Origin of the sequence: Paracoccus sp. Z118 (genome assembly GCF_019061185.1) — a bacterium.
In the GTDB taxonomy this organism is placed as follows: Bacteria; Pseudomonadota; Alphaproteobacteria; order Rhodobacterales; family Rhodobacteraceae; genus Paracoccus.
In genome coordinates this window covers 1-22,213 of sequence record NZ_JAHQZU010000031.1, presented here as the reverse complement: position 1 = coordinate 22,213, position 22,213 = coordinate 1, and the positions used below count along the sequence as shown (strand labels likewise).

25 protein-coding genes and 1 pseudogene are annotated in these 22,213 nt (G+C 65.1%); 13 read left to right on the top strand and 13 right to left on the bottom strand.

The window, feature by feature from the left end; all coding sequences use genetic code 11:
- Window positions 1-888, bottom strand: an 888-nt coding sequence (locus KTN05_RS15475) for a sodium:proton antiporter (RefSeq protein ID WP_217330289.1), incomplete at its 3' end; no start/stop codon positions are given.
- A 29-nt stretch (window positions 889-917) separates the two neighbouring features.
- Here KTN05_RS15475 and KTN05_RS15470 point away from each other — a divergent pair.
- The 8 genes and pseudogenes from KTN05_RS15470 (at window position 918) to KTN05_RS15435 (ending at window position 7,350) form a co-directional block, all read left to right on the top strand.
- Window positions 918-1,070: a hypothetical protein gene (locus KTN05_RS15470; RefSeq protein WP_217330288.1), complete on the top strand. Its 153-nt coding sequence runs from the start codon at window positions 918-920 to the stop codon at window positions 1,068-1,070.
- A 1,046-nt stretch (window positions 1,071-2,116) separates the two neighbouring features.
- Window positions 2,117-3,184, top strand: a complete 1,068-nt coding sequence (locus tag KTN05_RS15465; RefSeq protein WP_217330287.1) for an alpha/beta fold hydrolase — start codon at window positions 2,117-2,119, stop codon at window positions 3,182-3,184.
- A gap of 15 nt (window positions 3,185-3,199) precedes the next feature.
- Window positions 3,200-3,982, top strand: coding sequence for an SDR family oxidoreductase (locus tag KTN05_RS15460; RefSeq protein WP_217330286.1), 783 nt, complete (start codon window positions 3,200-3,202; stop codon window positions 3,980-3,982).
- A 24-nt stretch (window positions 3,983-4,006) separates the two neighbouring features.
- A complete protein-coding gene (locus KTN05_RS15455; RefSeq protein ID WP_217330285.1) occupies window positions 4,007-4,747 on the top strand; it encodes an SDR family oxidoreductase in 741 nt (246 codons plus the stop codon).
- 24 nt (window positions 4,748-4,771) lie between these two features.
- Window positions 4,772-5,116 carry a carboxymuconolactone decarboxylase family protein gene (locus tag KTN05_RS15450; protein ID WP_217330284.1) on the top strand — a complete coding sequence of 115 codons (345 nt, stop codon included), beginning with the start codon at window positions 4,772-4,774 and terminating at the stop codon, window positions 5,114-5,116.
- A gap of 2 nt (window positions 5,117-5,118) precedes the next feature.
- Complete coding sequence (locus tag KTN05_RS15445) at window positions 5,119-5,532, top strand: cupin domain-containing protein (RefSeq protein ID WP_217330283.1); 414 nt, start codon at window positions 5,119-5,121, stop codon at window positions 5,530-5,532.
- Between the two features lie 4 nt (window positions 5,533-5,536).
- Window positions 5,537-6,690: pseudogene (locus KTN05_RS18745) on the top strand (aldo/keto reductase).
- Between the two features lie 81 nt (window positions 6,691-6,771).
- Window positions 6,772-7,350, top strand: coding sequence for a flavodoxin (locus tag KTN05_RS15435; RefSeq protein ID WP_217330282.1), 579 nt, complete (start codon window positions 6,772-6,774; stop codon window positions 7,348-7,350).
- 4 nt (window positions 7,351-7,354) lie between these two features.
- Here KTN05_RS15435 and KTN05_RS15430 read toward each other — a convergent pair whose 3' ends face one another.
- Together KTN05_RS15430 and KTN05_RS15425 are read right to left on the bottom strand one after the other, a co-directional pair.
- Window positions 7,355-8,254, bottom strand: coding sequence for a LysR family transcriptional regulator (locus KTN05_RS15430; RefSeq protein ID WP_217330281.1), 900 nt, complete (start codon window positions 8,252-8,254; stop codon window positions 7,355-7,357).
- Window positions 8,255-8,651: 397 nt separating this feature from the next.
- A complete protein-coding gene (locus KTN05_RS15425; RefSeq protein ID WP_217330280.1) occupies window positions 8,652-8,930 on the bottom strand; it encodes an SH3 domain-containing protein in 279 nt (92 codons plus the stop codon).
- Between the two features lie 366 nt (window positions 8,931-9,296).
- Between KTN05_RS15425 and aac(3) the strand changes: the two genes are divergently transcribed.
- Together aac(3) and KTN05_RS15415 are read left to right on the top strand one after the other, a co-directional pair.
- Window positions 9,297-10,187 (top strand): aminoglycoside 3-N-acetyltransferase, encoded by an 891-nt coding sequence (aac(3), locus tag KTN05_RS15420; protein ID WP_217330279.1) that lies wholly within the window; start codon window positions 9,297-9,299, stop codon window positions 10,185-10,187.
- Window positions 10,184-10,753, top strand: coding sequence for an AAA family ATPase (locus KTN05_RS15415; RefSeq protein ID WP_217330278.1), 570 nt, complete (start codon window positions 10,184-10,186; stop codon window positions 10,751-10,753). Before aac(3) ends, KTN05_RS15415 begins: the two co-directional genes overlap by 4 nt.
- 245 nt (window positions 10,754-10,998) lie before the next feature.
- On the opposite strand, the gene KTN05_RS15410 is transcribed toward KTN05_RS15415, so the two are convergent.
- Window positions 10,999-11,508: a cell wall hydrolase gene (locus KTN05_RS15410; protein ID WP_217330277.1), complete on the bottom strand. Its 510-nt coding sequence runs from the start codon at window positions 11,506-11,508 to the stop codon at window positions 10,999-11,001.
- A 147-nt stretch (window positions 11,509-11,655) separates the two neighbouring features.
- Here KTN05_RS15410 and KTN05_RS15405 point away from each other — a divergent pair, with 147 nt between their 5' ends.
- Both KTN05_RS15405 and KTN05_RS15400 read left to right on the top strand, forming a co-directional pair.
- Window positions 11,656-12,435 carry a hypothetical protein gene (locus KTN05_RS15405; protein ID WP_217330276.1) on the top strand — a complete coding sequence of 260 codons (780 nt, stop codon included), beginning with the start codon at window positions 11,656-11,658 and terminating at the stop codon, window positions 12,433-12,435.
- Window positions 12,436-12,464: 29 nt separating this feature from the next.
- Complete coding sequence (locus tag KTN05_RS15400) at window positions 12,465-14,390, top strand: PQQ-binding-like beta-propeller repeat protein (protein ID WP_217330275.1); 1,926 nt, start codon at window positions 12,465-12,467, stop codon at window positions 14,388-14,390.
- A gap of 204 nt (window positions 14,391-14,594) precedes the next feature.
- On the opposite strand, the gene KTN05_RS15395 is transcribed toward KTN05_RS15400, so the two are convergent.
- The 4 genes from KTN05_RS15395 to KTN05_RS15380 form a co-directional block, all read right to left on the bottom strand.
- On the bottom strand, window positions 14,595-15,020 hold the full coding sequence (locus KTN05_RS15395; RefSeq protein ID WP_217330274.1) for a hypothetical protein: 426 nt from the start codon (window positions 15,018-15,020) through the stop codon (window positions 14,595-14,597).
- Window positions 15,017-15,562, bottom strand: coding sequence for a DUF421 domain-containing protein (locus tag KTN05_RS15390; protein ID WP_217330273.1), 546 nt, complete (start codon window positions 15,560-15,562; stop codon window positions 15,017-15,019). The genes KTN05_RS15395 and KTN05_RS15390 overlap by 4 nt, the downstream gene beginning before the upstream one ends.
- Before the next feature lie 236 nt (window positions 15,563-15,798).
- Entirely contained in the window at window positions 15,799-16,113 is a 315-nt protein-coding gene (locus KTN05_RS15385; protein ID WP_256449535.1) for an MgtC/SapB family protein, read from the bottom strand.
- A gap of 358 nt (window positions 16,114-16,471) precedes the next feature.
- A complete protein-coding gene (locus tag KTN05_RS15380) occupies window positions 16,472-16,873 on the bottom strand; it encodes a four-helix bundle copper-binding protein (RefSeq protein WP_217330271.1) in 402 nt (133 codons plus the stop codon).
- A gap of 255 nt (window positions 16,874-17,128) precedes the next feature.
- Here KTN05_RS15380 and KTN05_RS15375 point away from each other — a divergent pair, with 255 nt between their 5' ends.
- Window positions 17,129-18,772, top strand: coding sequence for a BCCT family transporter (locus KTN05_RS15375; protein WP_217330270.1), 1,644 nt, complete (start codon window positions 17,129-17,131; stop codon window positions 18,770-18,772).
- 310 nt (window positions 18,773-19,082) lie between these two features.
- On the opposite strand, the gene KTN05_RS15370 is transcribed toward KTN05_RS15375, so the two are convergent.
- From KTN05_RS15370 to KTN05_RS15350, 5 genes are read right to left on the bottom strand one after another with little or no spacing between them, the layout of a single operon-like run.
- Complete coding sequence (locus KTN05_RS15370; protein WP_217330269.1) at window positions 19,083-19,325, bottom strand: hypothetical protein; 243 nt, start codon at window positions 19,323-19,325, stop codon at window positions 19,083-19,085.
- Entirely contained in the window at window positions 19,325-20,032 is a 708-nt protein-coding gene (arsH, locus tag KTN05_RS15365; protein ID WP_217330268.1) for an arsenical resistance protein ArsH, read from the bottom strand. Before arsH ends, KTN05_RS15370 begins: the two co-directional genes overlap by 1 nt.
- Window positions 20,029-21,105 (bottom strand): ACR3 family arsenite efflux transporter, encoded by a 1,077-nt coding sequence (gene arsB, locus KTN05_RS15360; protein ID WP_217330267.1) that lies wholly within the window; start codon window positions 21,103-21,105, stop codon window positions 20,029-20,031. The genes arsH and arsB overlap by 4 nt, the downstream gene beginning before the upstream one ends.
- Window positions 21,106-21,120: 15 nt before the next feature.
- Window positions 21,121-21,546, bottom strand: a complete 426-nt coding sequence (gene arsC, locus KTN05_RS15355; RefSeq protein ID WP_217330266.1) for an arsenate reductase (glutaredoxin) — start codon at window positions 21,544-21,546, stop codon at window positions 21,121-21,123.
- A gap of 2 nt (window positions 21,547-21,548) precedes the next feature.
- The gene (locus tag KTN05_RS15350; RefSeq protein ID WP_217330265.1) at window positions 21,549-21,908 is read right to left on the bottom strand and encodes a helix-turn-helix transcriptional regulator; all 360 of its coding nucleotides are present in this window, start codon (window positions 21,906-21,908) and stop codon (window positions 21,549-21,551) included.
- Between the last annotated feature and the right edge of the window lie 305 nt (window positions 21,909-22,213).

The window sequence follows — 22,213 nt, the reverse complement described above, 5'->3', positions numbered from 1 at the left end:
ATCTGCATCGGGATCGCGGCCGTGGGTCCGATCGAGCAGGCGCATGACGGGCGTGACGGTCAGCCCGTGCATGAGGATGGAGATCAGGATCACCAAGCCCGCGATGGCCCACAGTCGCTCGCCGCCTTCAACCTCCATGTGGTTCAGGCCGAAGGCCAGATAATAGATCGATCCCACGCCCCGGATCCCGAAGGAAGCAATCGTCAGCTTCTCGCTCCAGGACGCCCTGAGTCCAGCCAAGCCGATCAGCCCGGTTACGGGGCGGATGACCAGAAGGATGACCAGCGCCGCGGCGAGGTCCCGCCAAGCCAGCCCCGCCAGCAGACCCTTGGCCACGGCGCCCCCGAACAGCAGCAGAAGCACCATCATCGCCAGCCGCTCGACCTGCTCGGTGACGTCGTGCATCTCGCGGTGGAAGTCGTGGCCGCGGTGGGCTGCGCGGAAGGTCAGGGCGGTGACGAAGACCGACAGGAAACCATAGGAGTGGATGATCTCGGTCAGTCCGTAGGACACGAAGGTGGCTGAGAGCGCGATCAGCCCGTCGCCGGTCTGCGCCAGCTTGGTCTCGGCCGGGATGCGGAAGGTGAGCCAGCCGAAGGCGCGGCCGATGAGGTAGCCGCCCAAGACGCCGGCGCTGATTTCCCACAGGACGTTGTAGCTCAGCCAATTCGCGGCCCAGGGCTCTCCGGTCGCGCCGGCGAGGGCGAGCGCGATCGCCAGGTGGACGAAGGGAAAGGCCGCGCCGTCGTTCATGCCCGCTTCCGAGGTGAGGCCGAAGCGGACCTCGTCCTCCTCGCCCGTCCTGGGCGGGCCGACCTGCACGTCGGCGGCGAGGACCGGATCGGTCGGGGCCAGCGCCGCCCAGGAGCAGCGCGATCGGCCATGCAAGGCCCATCCACGTTCCGGCAAGGAGGGTGATGGCGCCAATGCTGAGGGGAAGGGTGACGAGGATCAGCCGCCAGGTGACCTGCCAGCGGCGCAGCCCGAAGACCCGGTCGAGCTTCAGCCCGGCCCCCATCAGCGCGATGATGACGACGAACTCGCTGAACCGTTCGGTGATCTCGGGATAGGCCAGCGCCGAGGGTTCCAGCCTGGCCCCCGGAAGCGAGAAGAGCGCCGCCCCCAGGCCGATGCAGACGACGGGCAATGACAGGGGCAGCCGCCGCAGCGCCAGCGGCAGCCACGCCACCAGCGCAATCAGGAAGCCCGCGCCGGTCAGGACAAGGATATACGGGTCAGGCTGAAGCAGCGGGATCATGGCACCACGCGGATCAGGGGTTAAGTCGTGCCGACAGCAGGCCTACTCAAACTGGAGGAACCTCCGTCGATGCTGATCGCCATGCATGCGTCAAGATCGGCGTTCAGCGGCCGCCGCTTTGGTGCCAGCGCGGCAGCCCGTGGCGATCCTTACACTCCCGAAATGCCGATCGTGCCGGTGCCACTTGAGCCCACGCCGCAACGCCGCCACAGCCTTCCCGGTCCAGTCCCATCTTCCTCCTTCTCGAATAGTGAGTGTGGAAGGGAAATCCGTTGCTGTCCCGACCGGTGCCGCTTTGAGGGGGGCGCAAGGAGAAGTTCAGGTTGAGGGGGTCATGTTCGAGCTGGGGCTGGGCAGCCTTCTCGCGTCACTGCCAAGCCCCTATTTTCTTGAGGTCGGTCGATCAGGCGGGGGGTGCCGCCGATCATCTCAGCGAGTCTTGGCCTTGAATACCGTGGCAGCGACGACGGAAGGAAGAGGCGACCACGGCCTGTAGCCCCCAATTGGCCTGTTGATTTCCACCCGGAGCTGACCCGGGTAGGCGCGTAATTTCCACTGAGAACTGACCCATGTGACCCTTCCCCAAAGCGGAGCGCGGCGGGGTAACGGAGTGATCCACACGGGACTTTTGAACATCATTCGACGCATCGCGTTTCGGGAGTAGCTGCCGATCGGGGAGATCGCACGGCGGATCGGTCTATCGCGCAACACCAATGGAAGGAGCTACAGGCCAGCTTTCAAGGTTCCGAAAGAACTCTGCGCTCTTATTAGTCAGCCTAATGAGTTCTATCGCATTTGCTCGGCTAATCGCATCCGTCTCCCTCGACTATGTTCGAGAAGCCATCACAGGAGGTGATCATGAGCCGCGCAGCGCTTCTTACCCTGGCAGCCACGGCCTGCCTTTTCGGAGCATCCATGTCCCTCGCCCAGCAATCCGATCCCCTGACCATTGCCGCGCAGGGCAGCTTTGCCATCGGCGGCACCGTCGTGCAAACCCCCGGCACGTTCCAGAACAACGCGCCCATGTCCGAGGGCCAGAGCTTTCACGGCGACCACCTTTACGCCTTCTACCAGGTGCCCGCCGATGCCCGACCCCTGCCGATCGTGATGCTGCACGGCGCCTACCAGTCGGGCCGCAGTTGGGAAACCACGCCGGACGGGCGCGAGGGGTTCCAGACCCTGTTCCTGCGCCGCGGCTTTCCCGTCTATGTCGTCGATCAGCCGCGCCGCGGGCGCGCGGGCAACAGCACGGTCGCGGCCAGCATCGAGCCCACCCCCTATGACCAGTTGTTCTTCGACCAGTTCCGCATCGGCCAATGGCCGGATTACTTCGAGGGCGTGCAGTTCGATCGCAGCCCCGAGGCGCGAGAGCAGTTCTTCCGCTCGGTCACGCCGAACACCGGCGCGTTTGACGCGGGCCTTGTCGCGGACGGCATGTCGGCGCTGATCGACCGCATCGGACCCTCGATCCTGTTCACCCACTCGCAGGGCGGGGGGCCGGGCTGGCTGACCGCGATCCGCAACGAGGACGTTCGCGGCATCGTCGCCTTCGAGCCGGGCAGCGGCTTCGTCTTTCCCGAGGGCGAGGCCCCCGAGCCCATGCCGAGCGCCGCCGGAACGCTGTCGGCCGAGACGGTTCCGCTTGAGGATTTCCAGAAGCTGACCCGGATGCCCATCGTCATCTACTACGGCGACAACATCCCGGTCGAGCCCACCACTGAGCGCGGCAAGGACAACTGGCGTGTGCGGCTGGCCATGGCGCAGCTGTGGGTCGAGGCGGTCAATCGCCACGGCGGCGACGCCACCCTGGTTCACCTGCCCGAGGTCGGGATCACGGGGAATACGCATTTCATGTTCTCGGACCTGAACAACGTCGAGATCGCCGACCAGGTGTCCGCCTTCCTGACCGACAAGAAGCTGGATTGAGAGGAGCCGGACCGGATGGCACAGGCATCGCAAAGACTGCTGGTCGTCGGCGCGACGGGCAGCATCGGCCGGCCGGTCGTGATAGCTGGGCTGGCGGAAGGATATGCCGTCCGAGCCCTGGTTCGGGACGCCCGCCGGGCCCGGCTCCCGGCCCGCGTGGAACTGGCGGTCGGCGACCTGACACGCGCGCAAACGCTGCGCGATGTGGTGGCGGATGTCGATGCCGTCGTCTTCACGCATGGCTCGAACGTCCGCCCGCCGGGGCCGGAGGCCGTGGACTATGGGGCCGTGCGGAACGTCCTGCTGGCTCTGGACGGCCAGCGGCCCCGCATTGCCCTGATGACGGCCATCAGCACCACCGACCGCAAGGGCGCGCATGACTGGAAGCGCCGGGGCGAGCGGCTGATCCGGGCCAGCGGGCTGGATCATACCATCGTCCGGCCCGGATGGTTCGACTACAACGACGCCGATCAGCGCCGCTTGGTGATGCTGCAGGGCGACAGCCGCCAGACCGGCACGCCCCGCGACGGCGTCATCGCGCGCGACCAGCTCGCCTTGGTCCTGGTGCGCAGCCTGCGGTCGGACGCGGCGCGGGGCAAGACCTTCGAGCTGGTTGCCGAACATGGGCCGGAACAACCGGACTATGATACCGTTTTCGGCCCGCTAGAGGCCGATGCACCCGGCACGCTCGACGGCGCGCGCGATACGCCGAACATGCCCCTGGCTGATGAACCGGCGCAGGTGATCGCCGATCTGGAGCGGATCCGGGCCATCTTCAAAGGCCCGGCACGGGTCTGATTTCGCAACAAGCGGAGACTTACCATGACAGAGAACATCGCCGGCAAGGTCGTCGTCATCACCGGCGCCTCCAGCGGGTTGGGCGCCGAGACCGCGCGCCACCTCGTCCGGGCCGGCGCCAAGGTCGCGATCGGCGCACGTCGACTCGACCGGCTGGAAGCCCTGGCCGCCGAACTGGGCCTTCCGAAAGAGGCGGCGTTCCAAGTGGACGTGACCGACCGTGCGCAGGTCCAGGCCTTTGTGGATGGTGCGGTCGCGATCTATGGCCGGATCGACGTGATGATCAACAATGCCGGGATCATGCCGCTTGCGCCACTGGAGATGTTGCGGCTCGACGAATGGGACCTGTGCATCGACATCAACATCAAGGGCGTGCTGTGGGGCATCGCCGCGGCGCTGCCCCATTTCCAGGCGCAGAAAAGCGGGCAGTTCATCAACGTCTCGTCCGTGGCGGGCCATACCATCAACCCCGGCGGCGCGATCTACTCTGCCACCAAGTATTCGGTGCGGGTGATTTCCGAGGCGCTGCGGCAAGAGGTCAAGCCCTACAACATCCGCACCACGATCCTGTCGCCGGGCGCGGTCGATACTGACCTTCCCGCCTCCGTCGGCGCCCCCGGCGTCAATGAGGCGATCTCGGGGTTTTACCAGGAGTATGCCATCCCCGCCGACAGCTTCGCCCGCTGCGTGCTGTTTGCGATGAGCCAGCCCGAGAATGTCGACATCAATGAGATCCTGTTCCGCCCCACCGCGCAGGCGCGGTGAGGAAAAGACAGTCTGGAGAACGCCGTGACCCCTTCCGACGACGAGAGCGGTCAACCCTCGCGCGCCCAGCAGCTGATGGGCGACATCGCCCCAAAGCTGGCGCAACTGACGGACGAGGTGCTGTTCGGCGATGTCTGGGCGCGACCCGGCCTGTCGCCGCGCGACCGCAGCCTCGCGACAATCAGCGCGCTGATCGCCCTGGCCCGTCCCGACCAGTTGCGATCCCACATCCGCCTTGGCCTTCTGAACGGTGTAACGGCCGAGGAGATCGCCGAGGTGATCACCCATCTGGCCTTCTATTCCGGCTGGCCCACCGCCGTCACCGCCGTGGGCATCGCCCGCGAGGTCTTTGCCGAGCAGAAGGAGTGACCATGGACGCCATTACCATTAAGCGGTTGGGCAGCCAGCCCGCCACAAAGGGGTCGCCCGCCTGGTTCACGGGCGAGGCCCGGGTTGAAAGCCCCTTCAAGGGAACCGGAGACGCGCGCATCGCCGGCGCCACCGTGGTCTTTACTCCGGGCGCGCGAACGGCGTGGCATACCCACCCGCTTGGCCAGACCCTGATCGTCACTGCAGGCGTCGGCCGCATCGGCCTGCGCGGCGGGCCGATACAGGAAATGCGTCCCGGCGACACCGTCTGGATCCCCGCCGGGCTGGAACACTGGCACGGCGCCAGCCCCCATTTCAGCATGACCCATATCGCCTTTTCCGAGGCGCCGGAGGGGCGCAGCGTGGACTGGCTGGAGCAGGTTTCGGACGACGATTACAACGCAAAACAAGGATAAGCTCATGAGCGATGCAGATGACCTTCGGATCGGCCGCCGCGGCCTGATGCTGGCCGCCGGCGCCCTTGCCGCAGCCCCTCTGGCCAGCGTCGCCCAAACCCAGACTGCGCCCCAGGCCCCACCCGCCGCGCCCTCATTGGCACCGTCGCCCGGCCGCCGGATGCTCGGCTCGCTGGAGGTCTCGGCGATCGGCCTTGGGGTGCAGAACATGAGCCGCACCTACCAGCGGACCATCCCCTACCGGCACGACATGCACGCCATCATCCGCGCCGCCTTTGACAACGGCGTCACCTTCTTCGACGCCGCCGAAGGGTATGGCCCCTTCGAAGTCGAGCGCATCCTGGGCGAGGGCATCGCGCCCTTCCGTGACCAGGTGGTTATCACCAGCAAGTTCGGCTGGAACATCGACCAGGAGACCGGCGAGCGTCTGCCGGGTCTGAACAGCCGACCCGAGCATATCAAGATCGTGGTCGAAGGCATGCTGGGCCGCCTGAACACCGACCGCATCGATCTGCTCTATCAGCACCGCGTCGATCCCGCCGTGCCCATCGAGGACGTCGCGGGCGCGGTCAAGGATCTGATGGACGAAGGCAAGGTGCTGCACTGGGGCCTGTCCGAGATGGGCCTGAACACCCTGCGCCGCGCCCATGCCGCGCTGCCCGTGACCGCGTTCAGAGCGAATACTCGATGCTGTGGCGCGGCCCGGAAACCGGCGCGATCCCGGTCTGCGAGGAACTGGGCATCGGCTTCGTGCCCTGGAGCCCCTTGGGCGTGGGCTTCCTGACCGGCGCCATCGACGAAGCCACCCGCTTAGCCGAGGGCGACATTCGCGGCATCGAGGGCCGGTTTGCGCCCGAGAACCTGCCGCACAACATGGGCCTGGTGGACCTGCTGCGGACTTGGGCGGACCGCAAGGACGCCGCCCCCGGCCAGATCGCCCTGGCCTGGCTTCTGGCGCAAAAGCCGTGGATCGTGCCGATCCCCGGCACCACGCAGATGGCGCACATGCTGCAAAACACCGGGGCGGCCGGGATCACCTTTTCGGAAACCGAACTGACCAAACTGAACGACGCCGTGCGCGCTTTCGAGGTCCGGGGCGCACGCCTGCCCGACGCCGTGCAGGTCTTCTCGGATGTCGAGGCGCCGGAACGGGGCTGAACCCCTTGGACCTGGGACGGGACGGCGGCGGACACTGGCGCTGTCCCGACGTTCACCGCGAGCCAGCAAAGGACGCGTTTCATGACCAACCATCTCACGCGGCGCGAGACGCTGACGGGCGCAATCGCATCCCTGGCTGCGGCAAGCGTTGCAACCAGAGTGGCCCATGCGCAGGGCACGGGCAGTGGCCGGCTGGTCGTCTATCTCTCCCGTTCCGGCAATACCCGCGTCCTGGCGGGCGCGCTGTCGCGCCAGTTCGACGCCGACCTGTTCGAGATGCGTCCTGCGACACCTTGGCCAGCCGATTACGACCAGATGGTGGCCTGGGCCACGGACCTGCGCGAACAGGATGCCGATGTCCCGCTTGCCGAGGACGTCGATCTGGGTCGCTACCGAACAGTGTTCCTGGGCTTTCCGATCTGGGGCGGAGCGATGTCAGGCGTCATGGCTAGCTTTCTGCGCAGTCACGACCTGTCCGGCAAGACTGTCGTTCCGTTCATCACCCATGGCGGCTATGGCGAAGGCAGCGCCCTGCAGACCCTGGCCGAACTGGCAAGCGGCGCCGAGATCCTGCCGCCCTTCGTCCTGGAATGCGATCAGGAACGGAACACGCTGCGCCAGCTGGACTCCTGGACCCAGGGCCTGCCCACGGCGCTGTGACCCCTCACACCTGTTCCCGATAACGCAACGCATCGACGATCAGGGAGAACGCCGGCGAATGGTGCCTGCGCGAGGGGTAGTAGAGATGATAGCCCGGAAAGGCGGGGCACCAGTCCTCCAGCACCCGGACCAGGCGCCCCTGCGCGACCGCCCCCAGCACCTGATCCTCGGGCATATAGGCGATCCCCATTCCGGCAAGCGCCGCGCTCAACCGCAGGCCCAGGTTGTTGAAGACCAGTTGCCCTTCCACCCTGACCTTCACCTCCTGGCCGTCCTTTTCCAGATCCCAGGGGAAGATCCCGCCGTAGGTCGGCAGGCGCATGTTGATGCAGTTGTGCCGGGCCAGATCCTGCGGCACCAGGGGAATGGGCCTGTCCGCAAAATACTCGGGAGATGCGACCATTGCCATCCGCATGGGCGGCCCGATCCGCACGGCGATCATGTCGCGGGCGACCTGTTCCCCCAGCCTGACCCCGGCGTCGAATCCTTGCGCGACAATGTCGGTCAGCCCGTAGTCGACGATTAACTCGACCGTGATGTCCGGGTAGTCCCCCAGAAACCCGGCCAGGGCGGGTTGGAGGATCGAGACCGCCGCGTGCTCTCCCGCCGTGATGCGGACGGTGCCCGCAGGCTTGTCGCGCAGGTCGCTAAGCGATGCCAAGGCGGCCTCGATTTCGTCGAACTTGGGCGAAAGCGTCGCCAGCAATCGCTCGCCCGCCTCGGTCGGCGCCACGCTGCGGGTGGTCCGCGTCAGTAGCCGGATGCCGACGCGCTCCTCCAGCAACCGGATGGTCTGGCTGAGCGCCGATTGCGAGACACCCAGCTGGGCCGCGGCGCGGGTAAAGCTGCGCTCGCGGGCGATGGTCGCGAAGGTGGCAAGCGCGTTGAAGTTCTGGTTCGCCATTCATTAGCCTGCCTAATATTCCTATCCGCATTATGTCAGATAATCGTGCGGCAGGCAAAGCGTTGGTCTGCCCCCTGAAAGGTGGGCCTCCCTGCTTGCTGATGAGCGGGAGGTGGCACGTGTTCTGGCGGAGCATGACACAGAGACCGTCGACCAGACCATTCCGATGCCTGCTGGTGTCGGTCAGGCGGTGCAGCCCTGATCGCAGGAACGGATGTTCAGGGCGGCCCAGCTGGGGAAGGGCCGGGGCGTGTTTCCAGACACCTGCATCACCACTCCAGTCTTGCGCTCATCGTGCACGGAGATCAATGCACCACGTGCGAATGGCAGGTGTGAGAAAGCTGCAATGCAGCATGGAGGCCGGCACGAACGGCAGCAAAGGGCCGACATGTTGCTGTCAGCGGTGCGCCAGATACTCCGCCGAAACGAAGCCCGAGATCCCGGGCCTGTCGGTGAGCGTGACCTTGCACCAGACCTTGCCGTTATTCGTGACGCAGTTCTGCCGGGTAAGGCGCGTTCCGTCGGGCAGGCCGATTATGATCTTGTGGTTGAGGCCAGGGCCTTCGCGAAGCTTCAGAAGATCGTCCGGGCCGGCGCCCTTGACCACTGCACCAGACCCGACCGCGCATCCGGTGACGATCATGAGAGCGAGGAGAGCAGCAAGATGAGTTCGCATTATCCGACCTGTCGTTTTGCCACCACTACGACACCATCGCGCCAGATGACAGCGGGCAGGTGCCGGACGCGGGATAGCGGGTTGCCGAGGACCGGCCATCGAAAGCCCGTCGCGTAGATTGGCGTCGGGCTTTCGCCGGTGCCGAATCCCACGAGCGCAGGGCAAGCAGTTGCAACAGCGACCGGCAGCGCGCGCACGAGCATGGTGGTTGAAGCGTTCCCCCGGATCGATCAGCCGGAGAGCGCCCCCCTTCCGGGCCTCAAGATCCGTCCTTGCCTGCGCGCGAGACGGGCTTTGCGCAGGGTCCGCACACGTGCAGAATGCCCGCGCTGCCTGCACGGCCGCTGCCACCAGGGCACCTGCGACATGAGAAGCAAGGCCTCGGTCATCGCCGACCTTAACCGGCTGGGCGTCGAGCCCGGCGACCTGCTGATGCTGCACGCGTCGCTGAAAGCCATCGGGCCGGTCGAAAACGGGGCCGAGGGTATCATCGCTGCGCTTCTTGAGGTCGTCAGCCCGGCCGGCACCCTGATGGGCTATGCGTCGTGGGACCGATCGCCTTACGAGGCAACCCTGAACGGCGCACGCATGAGCGACCATGAGCGCCGCGCCTGGCCAGTCTTCGATCCGGAAACAGCCGGCACCTATCGCGGCTTCGGCCTGCTTAACCAGTTCCTCGCCGATACGCCCGGCGCGCGGCGCAGCGCACATCCCGACGCCTCCATGGTCGCGGTCGGCGCCCGCGCGCAGGAACTGACCGAGGACCATCCTCTGGGTCACGCCCTGGGGCGAGGCTCGCCGCTGGAGCGGCTGGTCTATCTCGGCGGAAAGGTCCTGCTGCTGGGCGCTCCGCTGGATGCCGTGACCGTCCTGCACTATGCCGAGGCGATCGCGGAAGTTCCCGGCAAGCGCCGGGTGACCTGCGAGATGCCGCTGCGCGGAACGGACGGCCGGACCGTCTGGGTGAAGACCGAGGAGTTCGACTCGAACGGCATTCTCGACCGCTTCGCCGTCGAGGGCGAACCCGATGCGGTAGAGACGATCGCAAGGGCCTATGTGGCATCGGGGCGCCACCGGCAGGGACGGGTGGCAGGGGCGCAATGCCATCTGTTCGACGCGCAGGACATCACGGCTTTCGGTGTGAGCTACCTTGAGCAGCACTTCGGCCACGAGCGGGTCGCGCCGGACCCGCCGCTGGGGATGCCCCGCGCGCCCGGACAAGGCGCGGACGGTCGTGAGAATGGGGACGTCCCATGATCGTGTGGCTGAACGGACCCTTCGGCGCCGGAAAGACGACACTGGCCGACAGCCTGCGGCTGCGCCGGCCGGACCTGCTGCTGTTCGACGCCGAGGAGATCGGCTTCGTCGTGAAGGCGACCGTTCCGCCTGCGCCAGGTGGCGACTATCAGGACCTGCCGATCTGGAGAACCCTGACCATCGCCGCGCTGCGCGCACATTACCGGCAGGACATCGTCGTGCCGATGACACTGGTCCGGCCCGAGTATCTGGACGAGCTTCTGGGCGGCGCCCGGCGCATCGACAATGATCTGCTCCACGTCTCTCTTCATCTCGACGCCGATCTCCTGCGCGACCGCATCGAACGTCAGGCGATGCATCCCGATCCCGTCCGCAACCGCGAGATACGCCAGTGGCGGCTGGCGCAGGTGGACCGCTGTCTGTCGGCAAGGCAGGACCTGCCGGCGGAAACCCTTGTTCTCGACAGCGGAGCACATGGTCCCGATGCCCTCGCCGATATGGTGCTCGACAGGATGAACGCCGCAAGCGGCCCTGTCTGCCGCAGCCTCGCCCCGCCCAGCGGGTAGGCGTGGGTCAACGGGCGGATGGGCAATATCGGGCGCCGAACGGGGCTGGTCCTCTCCCGCCCGCAGGACTGGCCGAGGCTGCGGGGTGCAACTTGCGCTATGTCCGGGCGAGCGGCGGATCATCTTCAAGAAGCGCGACGCGTCGGTAGCCTGAAGCTTTCCCGGCATCTCGCCGCAGACCTGAGCCCGCACAGCTCATTTCGGGAACTCTCACTCTCCCGGGGGCTGAAGTCCGGCCGTCTTCGTCACCGTCGGGAACGTGTGACGCCCTCGATGGAAGGGCGGGAAACGGGGTTGGTCACAAACTCGGGCCGGCGCCGCTCATAGAAGGTGTTGCCGCCGGTGGTCAGCACATAATGCATGTTGTTGTAGCCGGCCCGATAGCTTGCCGCGTGGAAGAACTGCGCGTTGCCGATCATCGGATGCCGCTCCCCTCCCAGCACCGAGATGGCTGCCTCGCGGGCCTGTGGGGCCGAGCGGCTGTCCATCCTGCGCGTCATCACCCCCGGGGCGAACTGGTTCTTCTGCGAGACCACGCCGCAAACCGTGTCGGGATAGTCGCGCGAGCCGACGCGGTTCATCACGACACTGCCGACCGCGACCATTCCGTCGCGGCTGGAGCGGTTGGACTCGAAATACACGGCGCGCTCCATGCACTCGAGTGCGGAGTGCCGCTTGAACATGCCGCAGCCGGACAAGGTCGCCAGTCCCGTCGCCACCAAGCCGAAGTTCCGAGCGAGGCGACGAAATCCCATAGACAGCTCTTCGATTGGGGCGTCCCTCCATCTTGGCGAATCGGGCCCCGAACGGCAAGGCGTCGGCTGTTCCGCGGTGGTGAGATGACCTTTGCGAGAAGCTCGGTGTTCGAAGTGTCCGGCATTTAGGAAGACGGTATTCGGGAGGTGCTTGATGCCGGCGTGCTGACGCTGAAAGGCGATACGCGTTTTTGCAGAGGCAAGGACAGCAGTTCTGCGCGCGCCTCTATCGCCGCGTCGAGTTCCGAATATAGTGCGAGGTGCCCGGTCAGTGCGCTGGCCGGTCTCGGGAGGCCGCGCTCCGGCGTCGCTGGTCTTCTGACCGTCCGCTATGGGCCGAAATCTCTCGTCGCATCGATCGGAACCTTTGCTAGTGCAGAGGTTCAGGTTCTGAGCGACTGTCAGGCCGCTAGGGTTCTTCAGATCGATCCTTCGCCCTTCCGGAACATGAAGGACATTTCGGCGTTCTTCCCCCTCAACGCTGGTGGTTCGCAAACCTTGGAGGGGAAGGAGCGCATGGCTCGATCCGCAACATACGACGCAGGACATAGTCAACTATCATGGATGCGGCGCGTCGAGTGGGCTGATGTGCTGCTCACGGCTGCCGCGGCGGCGGGATTGTATGTATCGATCCGGAATTATTTCGATCGGCTGAGCGGCATCCAAGGGGAACCCGGCACCCTCTTGGTGATCGTCGCCTGCGGTCTGCTTCTGTTCGGACTGGCAGTGACGGTCACGACCACGTCGCGCGGCGTGCTGGTGACCTTCCAGTGGCTGATTCTCCTGGGCGCGGTTCTGACGGCCCTTGCCGGCTGGTTCCTGATGAGCTGGACCCTGACCGTTGCGATGGTCGTGGCGACAGGCGCCCAGATCCTCCGCATCGCGCTCCCGGAGCTGACGGGCATCCGGCGTGCGGCCCGGGCTTAATGACAAGGGACAAGATAATGACATCATCCATGGCCTGCCTTTCCTTTGCCATCCTGACATTTGCCGCCGTCCTACCAGCACAGGCCCAGCAGGCTACCGAACCGACGCAGGAATGGAGCAGTTTCCACGGCAACCTGTCTGCGCAGAAGTTTTCCACCGCGACCCAGATCACCCCCGAGAACGTTCACCAGCTCGAGAAGGCCTGGGAAGTCCACACCGGCGACGTCTCGGACGGCTCGGGCGACCTGCCGCCCTCGTTCTTCAACGCGACACCCTTGTTCGTGAACGACACGATCTATGTCAGCACGCCCTTCTACCGCATCCTCGCGCTTGATCCGGGCAACGGACACGTCCGCTGGTCCTATGACAGCCAGTCCCGGCTCGAGGCGCTGACCCAGCCGGGGCTCAAGACCCGCGGCGTCGCCTATTGGGAAGCGGCCGAGCAGATCCCCGGCAGGGCCTGCGAAAAGCGCGTCTATCTGGGCACGATGGATGCGAACCTGCACGCGGTCGATGCCGATACCGGTCAGCCCTGCGCGGACTTCGGCAACGGCGGCGTCGTCAACATCAACCAGTGGAACACCAGCAACGACGTCTGGCCTCTGTCGGTGCTGCAGCCGCCGACCGTCTCGGGCGACCAGCTGTTCGTCGGCTGGGCGGGCTGGGACTGGCAGTATTCAAAGGCCCCTCCGGGCACCGTCTTCGCGCTGGACGCCCGCACCGGGGAACTGAACTGGGACCTGAACTTCCTTCCGGAAGAGATGCGCACGAAATCGGGCACGGCCAACGTCTGGACCGCCATGTCCGTCGATGAGGAGCGCGGCATTCTTTATATGCCCGTATCCTCCCCCAGCCCGAACTACTGGGGCGGCAACCGGACCGAGCCGGCGCCGATGGCGACCTCGATCACCGCGGCGGACGTGGAAACGGGCGAGGTGCTGTGGTCCTATCAGCTGGTCGCCCATGACATATGGGACTACGACACCAACGCTGCGCCGACGCTGGTGGACCTGACCATCGACGGGCAGGAGGTGCCGGCGCTGATCCAGACGACCAAGATGGGGATGCTGTTCGTCCTGAACCGCGAAACCGGCGAGCCGATCTATCCCGTCGAGGAGCGTCCCGTCTCGCAGACCGGCGCCGTCGAGGGGGAGGTGCTGGCGCCGACGCAGAAGTTCTCGCTGGCCATTCCGCCCATGAACGATCCCTTCGAATGGCCGGGACTGTGGTGGCTGGGGCAGGCAACCTCGCTGGGGGGCTGCGGCCGGAAGATCGAGAACACGCGTTACAAAGGGCTCTACACCCCGCCGACCGACGAGGGCCAGGGCACGCTGTTCTATCCCGCCACCTCGGGCGGGATGCAGTGGGGCGGCGGTGCGGTCGACCCGCGCACGGGTCTCTATATCATCAACACCTCGCGCGTGGTCGAGACGCTGAGGATGATCCCTCGACAGGAATACGACACTCTGATCCAGGGGCGCGAGGAAGGCAGCGCCTCTGAGGTCGGGCTTTATCCGCAGCTTGGCGCGCCTTACGGGTTCGAGCTGGCGGTGCTGCGCAACTGGCTGGGCATTCCCTGCTGGAAGCCGCCCTATGGCACCATCGCTGCCTATGATCTGACCACGGGCGAGCAGGTCTGGAACGTGCCCTTCGGCATGTCGCAATACTGGGGCTTCTACGGGATGCGCGACTGGGGCTCGCCGAACATCGGCGGCCCGGTGCTGACCGCAAGCGGCGTGATCTTCATCGGCGCGTCCATGGACTCCCGCGTCCGCGCGCTGTCCGCCGAGACAGGAGAGGAACTTTGGTCGGCGATCGTGGATGCGCCCGTGAATTCGATCCCCGCGGTCTATACTTGGCAGGGCAGGCAATACGTGTTGTTCACGGCCGGCGGAAACCAGATCCTCGCGCCGCGCGTCAGCGACCAGATCGTCGCCTATGCCCTGCCCGAGTGAGCGGGGCGCCTGGCTTCGGGGAGAAACGGGCGCGCGGATCATCGAGGAAGAGCGCAGAGGCAAATTTCTTGAAGCGGGTCCTGATCGCGACGACCCTGCCTGTTCTGGGAAGTGCCGCCGTCGATCTTTGCGCAGCAACCGGAGCCACGGCAGCGCCAAGTGCGGTGCGGCGCTGAGCCCGATCGGCAGCAAGGGCCGATCAGTTCAGCCCACGTTGGTCGGCTGGTGCTCACATTCGCTGCTCTCCGCCGTGTCCATGATCAGGTCCAAGATCGTGTCGTTCTTGCCCTTGATCACGTTGCCTGTCAGGACAAAGTCGGCGCCCCACTCGGCAACTTCCCACAATGCCCCGAGCGCAATGCCTACGGATGCCAGCAGGAACGTGGCCACAAGACCGCGGCCCTTGCGGGGATGCAGGCGAGGGGCGAGGACGAACAGCCCAAGCCAGAAGGTGATCGCAAGGATCGTGCCGCCATGCAGCACGCGATCAAACCACCAGAAGCGCTGGTAAAGGTCCAGGGCATATCCGGCGACATTGGCAAGAAGTGTCAGGGCGGCCAGCGCCCAAGCCAAAGCACGGCCTCGAGCGGCCGGTTTCAGCACGTGTTCCGCGGCATGATGACTGTTCATGATGAGGCGTCTCGCTGACCACGGGCATCCGAGGCCGGTCGCTTCACGTGGCGAAGCGCGTCGCCCGCCCCGCTGTCCGGCGCATCCAGAACGCTGAACGACCCATCCGTTTCGAGCACCACGGCAAAAACCGAGGAAAGCTCGGCCTTGCCGCTCGCGCGCATAGTGGCCAGGACCTCCTCTACGGTGACCCGCTCGCGCCGGAGCATGTCTGGCAGCAGAGCGCCACGATAGACCAAAAGAGCTGGTTCGGACTTGATCAAGTTCTGAAAGCGCCTTGAGCGCACAGATAGGGACGTGATGGCGAGCTGAAGAACACACAGCAACGCGAAGGCGAGGATCGCTTCCGATACTGAAACGTCGCTGCTCAGCACCGCCGAGGCCAAGGTCGAGCCCAAGGCGACCGTGACCACGAAGTCGAACGCGTTCATCTTGGACAGGGTGCGTTTGCCAGTGATGCGCAGGATCAGCACCAGGCCGGTGTAGGCGCACAGGCCGACCACCAGGATGCGCAAGAGGTCGGACCAACCATCAAAAAACATGAAGTGCTCCCTGCGGACTGCCGCCTGTCCACCCGTCAGGTCCAGCCTTGTCGCTGATCAGCACGAGCATGGGGGCTTGCTTCTGAGGTTCTTTCGTCGGCATTCGTGGTTTCCTGAACTGTGTCTTGGTTCCTGATTGTCACTCTGCAGCTTGCTGAGAGAGGCAGTCCCGAGGTTCGACACGCCCGCATCGGATGGTAGGCACGGCAGCAAGGCTTCATGGTGCCGGCAGGAGCCTATTCCTCGTCCTTGATGTTGATGGTGTAGTCCTCCGTAAAGGGCCGGCTGATGAGCAGTAGGGCAAGCAGCACAAGGGTGAGGATCCCAGTCAGCCACAGAAAGCCCAGCCCACAGATCAATCCGATCGCCCCTGCCGCCCAGATCGAGGCCGCTGATCCGGCGCCATGGACGGTCTTGTCTTCCCGGAACAGGGCACCAACCCCGATGAAGCCGATGCCGCTCATAACGCCACCGAGCACCCTGCCAGGGTCGATGGAGATCGTCTCGTCATCTGTTCCGTAGGCGAACTGATGCCCACCGACAGGGCACAAGAGGCGACAGAGATAATGACAAAAGGACGGAAGTCGATCGGCTTTCTGCGGAGAAATCGCTCAATTCCCAGCGCAAGCGACAGGATCAGCGCTCCTCCGAGCCGTAGCGCTACCTCGGGCCATGTATGGTAAGCGGGATGGAGCGCACCGAAGTCCATGGCCGCAGAACGCCCTGTTAAACCCCGGGTTCCGCCCGTGATGGCCCAGAAGACTGCGAACTCCGTCGCTCCTGCGCGCCCTTGGCTTTCCTATGCTCTTCACCGGCTTGTGAGTCCGAGGCAATGCTGCGGTCACGCTCACTCCTGAGTTTACACCTTCTGCGTCACGAAGTCTGAGGGGGAAAGGCGATGGATGAAGGCTAATGCACCTCAGCGAGAGCGGCATGGCATGCCTCGGCGGATCGCGTGCATGCCTCGGCGCAGATCTCGCAATGCTTGTGCTCTCCGGCGTGTCGCTCGCATTGCTGTCCGCACGCGTGACAAGCTTGCGCGCAAGCCTGGATGGCAGCGCATCGAACTTCGATGTTGGTCCCCGTGGGTCGCGACGCCATGGCGCCGGTTGCTGCACAAAGGTCGGCACAGTCGAGGTTCAGCCGGATGCACTGCCGCATCTGGGCGACCATCTCCTCTGCGAGGCAAGCATCCGCGCAAGCCGTGCAGGTCTGAGCGCAACTATAGCATTCCTCGATGCACTGCAGCAGCTTGTCGACCGTGCTTCCCTTCACGCCGGGATGGGTGTTGATCATCTCGCGAACCTGCATGGCTCTCCTCCTTGGACGTTGCCAAGAACACGGAAAACCTGCTTTTCGACGGTAGGGTTCCGTTGCTTCGTCTGTTCGCTTCCAGTCAGAGGCGGCAGAGCACTCCTGCCGGAACCCGGATTGCCCTGCGGCAACCCACTTCGTCTCAACCGTGCTGCCTGGCACATGGCCGCTGATGCACAAGGAACGCTTTCGTTCTCGCAAGACTTAGCCTGATCGAGAGGGCAGCGTGACGGACATGGAAGGACCGGACTGATGCAGAATTGGATGACGCGACTTGGCCTCAGGGGTGACCCCGCGATCTTCTTCGTTTCCGCCGGCCTCTCTGTGCTGTTCGTCATACTTCTGGTCGCAATGCCTGAGACGATCGGCGAGGCGTTCTCTGCAGGGCGCACCTGGGTCGTGACGAACTTGGGCTGGTTCTTCATCCTCGGCGTGAACGTCTGGCTCGGGTTCCTGATCTGGGCGGCCATGTCGCGGCACGGCCATATCCGGCTCGGGCCACGCAACTCGCGGCCGGAATATTCAAACATATCGTGGTTCACCATGCTCTTTGCCGGAGGCATCGGGACCGTGCTGATGTTCTGGGGCGTGGCAGAGCCGATCAGCCATTACCAAAGCCCGCCCCTGCCAGGGGTCGAGCCTTTCACGGTGCGGGCCGCCCAAGACGCGATCTCGATCTCGCTCTACCACCTTGCGCTGCACACTTGGACGATCTTCACGCTGCCGGGGCTGGCGTTCGGGTATTTCATCAACCGCTACGACTTGCCGATTCGGGTAAGCTCTGTCTTCTACCCGCTGCTGCGCGAGCGCATCCACGGTCCGATCGGCAAGGCCATCGACATCACCTCGATCCTCGGCACGCTGTTCGGGGTGGCCGTGTCACTGGGTCTGGGGTCTTCACAGGTGGCCGCCGGGCTTTCCGAACTTTTCGGGATCGGCAACACTGTCATGTTGCGCCTCACGATCCTGCTCACGCTGACCGCAGTCGCGACAGCGTCCATCGTCGCAGGGCTGGACAAGGGCGTGAAGCTGCTTTCCAACATCAACATCGGCATGGCCGTAGGCCTGTTGGTATTCGTGCTGGTGACCGGCAGCACGCTCTTCCTGTTGCGGGGCATCGTCGAGACGATGGGCCTCTACATGTCGAACCTGCCGCGTCTCGCGTTCTGGAACGACATGCTGCACGGCGAAGGGATGGCCACCGGGCCATGGGGCTGGCAGGCCAGTTGGACCGTGTTCTACTGGGCCTGGACCGTGACCTGGTCGCCGTTCATCGGGATCTTCGTTGCTCGGATTTCCCGTGGCCGCACGGTGCGCGAGTTCGTCTTCGGCGTGCTGCTGGCCCCGACGCTGTTCACCGTCGTGTGGTTCGCGATCTTCGGCTGGCAGGCTATGCAGATGGACGGGCTGGGCCAAGCCGCGCGCGCCGCGATGGGAGCGGAGGCAGGTGCGATCAGCCGGGCGGTGTCTGAGTCCGTGCCGCTCGCCATGTTCGCCTTCTTTGCCGAACTGCCTTGGGCAACGCTGATGCAGGGGCTTGCGGTCGTGGTCGTCGCTATCTTTTTCGCGACATCGTCCGACTCGGCCTCGCTCGTTGTCGACATGCTCTGCACGGGAACGGCGGAACCCGGACCGGTGCGGCAGCGTGTCTTCTGGGGTCTGGCCGAGGGAATGATCGCCGCCATGCTGATCCTATTGGCCGGCGAAGCGGGGCTGACTGCCTTGCAGGAGGTCATCACGGTTGTCGGCCTGCCCATCTTCCTGCTCGTCTGCATGATGATTCCAGCGCTGATCCGCGGCTTTGCTGCCGAGGACATTGATCACGTCACGGTCGGAAAGCGCCCGCCGCTCAGCGAGTTTGATCCCGATACGAGTGCGAGCGACCGGGGAGCTTGAATGTGAGGCAGACGACGTGTCGCTATCTTCCCGATGGACTTCGATCCTGCCAGAAGAGTCGTAGCTGCTTCCGTTGGTGGACTGTGCTGCGGAGCGAAGGCCGCCTGCATATTGCACCGAAGCCTGGCGATGCTTGCCTCACGGAATTCACTATCACTGTTCCGGATATCACCGCAGTATCTGAACGCCTTAGCCGGCTCGCTATTCCCTTCGAGGCGGCGCTCGGGGCTAATCACTATCTCCGATACTGAAGTGCATGGCACGATGTTCAGTTTGTCCTGAGCGTCAATAGCAAGAGCGGGACACCCAATTAGAATCCCGCCGCCAGCACCGGGCGCCCGCCATGCCGGACGATCAGGCTCCCGACCATGGGCGAGGGCAGCCCCGCACAGGCAAGCGCGACCGAGACGGCCCCACCCCCAAGGCAAGGGCCGCCCGTGTCGGTGACGATTGGCTGCGCCAGGACCGCCATCAGATAATAGCTGCTACTCCAGGCCAGAATCTGGACAATGCCGAGGGCGGAGATGACCCGCCAGCGGCGGGCAGCGACCATCAGGTTGCGGCCTTCAGGCTCACTCGTGCTTCCAGCTTCGCGGCCGTTTCCTTCCGCTCGCTGTAGCGGTCGGTCAGGACGCCCGACAGATCGCGGGTCAGCAGGGTGAACTTCACCAACTCTTCCATCACGTCCACGATGCGGTCGTAATAGCTCGAGGGCCGCATCCGTCCGGCCGCGTCGAACTCGTCATAAGCCTTGGCGACCGAGGACTGGTTCGGGATGGTGATCATCCGCATCCAGCGGCCAAGGAGGCGCATCTGGTTCACGGCGTTGAAGGACTGGGACCCACCCGAGACCTGCATCAGTGCCAGCGTTCGTCCTTGGGTGGGTCGGATCGCCCCCATCGAAAGCGGGATCCAGTCGATCTGGGACTTCATCACGCCGGTCATGGCCCCGTGCCGCTCGGGGCTGGTCCAGACCTGGCCCTCGGACCAGAGGCACAGCTCGCGCAGCTCCTGCACCTTCGGATGCGAGGCCTCGGCATCGTCGGGCAGCGGCAGGCCATTGGCATGGAAGACGCGCGTCTCGCAGCCGAAGTGACGCAGCAGGCGCTCGGCTTCCAGCGTGGCGAAGCGACTGTAGGAGCGCTCCCGCAGCGAGCCGTAGAGCAGGAGAATGCGCGGGGGATGGGTGGCGCGCGGGATCGTCGGGATGCTCGGCTGGTGGACGGCCGAGGGCGACAGGTTCGGCAGGTCGGGGATCATGCGCGGGCCTCCTTCAGCGCCACGTCTTCGGAAAACCAGCGGCTGCCAAGCCGCAGGGCGACATTCACCAGCCCGATCAGCACCGGCACCTCAACCAGCGGACCGATCACGGCGGCGAAGGCCACCGGCGAGGCCAGGCCGTAGGCCGCGATGGCCACGGCAATCGCCAGTTCGAAGTTGTTGCCGGCGGCGGTGAAGGCGATGGCCGTGGTGCGCGGATAGTCCCTGGCGATCAGCCGGCCCATGGCGAAGCTAACCAGGAACTGGATGGCGAAATACAGCACCAGCGGAATGGCGATCCGGAGCACATCCAGCGGCAGGCGCACTACGTCGCCGCCCTTGAGGCTGAACATCGCGGCAATGGTGAAGAGCAGCGCCACCAGCGTGATCGGACTGATCCGGGGTAGGAATACCTCCTGATACCACTTCGCCCCCTTGCGGGCGATCAGGATGCGGCGGGTCAGGAACCCGGCCAGGAACGGCAGGCCCAGGTAGATCAGCACCGCCTCGGTCACGGTCCGGAAGCCCACGTCGATGACGCTGCCCTCCAGACCGAAGAGCGGCGGCAGCACGGTCAGGAACAGCCAGGCGTAGGTGGAGAAGAACAGGATCTGGAAGATGGAGTTGAAGGCCACCAGCCCCGCGACATACTGGTTGTCGCCGCGCGCGAGCTGGTTCCAGACCAGCACCATGGCGATGCAGCGCGCGAGGCCGATCAGGATCAGGCCGGTCATGTATTCCGGCTGGTCGCGCAGGAAGATCACGGCGAGGGCGAACATCAGCACCGGCCCGATGATCCAGTTCTGCACCAGCGAGAGCAGCAGCACGCGCTTGTCGGCAAAGACCTGGTGCAACTCCTCGTAGCGCACCTTCGCGAGCGGCGGATACATCATCAGGATGAGGCCGATGGCGATCGGGATGTTGGTCGATCCGACCGACATCGCGTTCAAGGCATCCGGCAGGCCGGTGAAGATCGTCCCCAGGAGAATGCCCCCGGCCATGGCCGCGAAGATCCAGAGCGTCAGGTAGCGGTCGAGAAAGGAAAGCCGGCTCGCCGGACGTGGAGAGGTCATCGCGATATCCTTTGGTCAGGCAGAACGGGTGCGGTTGCCCTGGGCATCCACGACCGGTTCGCCGTCTTCCTTGCTGAAGGCCGCCTGTTGCGGTGGCAGCAGATCCAGCACCGCTTCCGAGGGCCGGCAGAGCCGCACGCCCTTGGGGCTGACCACGATGGGACGGTTGATCAGGACCGGACGCGCCATCATGGCATCGAGCAGCGCCTCATCGGACAGGGAGGGATTGTCCAAGCCAAGCTCGGCGTAGGGCGTGCCTTTCGCACGCAGCAGGTCGCGCGGCGTGATCCCCATGCGGTTGACCAGCTGCACCAGCAGCGCCCGGGTGGGCGGCGTCTTCAGATAATCGATGACATGCGGCTCGACGCCGGCATTGCGGATCATCGCCAGCGTGTTGCGGGAGGTGCCGCAGTCGGGGTTGTGGTAGATGACGACATCCATGGTCAGGCGCTTTCGGTCAGGTCGGGTTCGCAGGCGCACCCCAGCGCCGCGACGGCAGGGGCACAGATCTCGGGGTGGCCCTGGCAGCAATCCTTCATCAGGAAGCCGACGAGCCCGGCCAGGGCGGGATAAACGGCGCTGTAGATGATGAAGCGCCCCTCGCGCCGGGACTGGATCAGTCCGGCATGTTCGAGATGGGTCAGGTGGAACGACAGCCGTGAGGTGCTGGCACCACCCACGGCTTCCCCGATGGCCCCGGCCGCCCTGCCGTCAGGCCCGGCCTGGACCAGAAGCCGCACGACGCGCAGGCGCGTGTCCTGGGACAGGGCAGTAAAGGCGGCCAGCGCCTGAGGCTCGTTCATCAAATCAACTTCTCAATAGATGATGAGACGTTGAGATAAAATGGCGGGAGTGTCAACGAGTTTCAGCTTGGATCGTCGATGCGGTGGCGCAGCGAACGGGGGCTTCGTCCGCATTGCAGACGTTGCAGGCACAAAGCTGCCGACCCGCGGCCAACGTCCGCTTCGGGGAATCGGCGTCGCGGCATCGTGGCCGGCTCGAACGTCTGGTTTGGGCCGAAATCGCCGGGTGCAGCCCTCAGGCCGCTTGATCCCGCAGGGCCTCATAAAGACGTCCCGGTCCCATTAGCGCCGCCTTGAGCCCATCC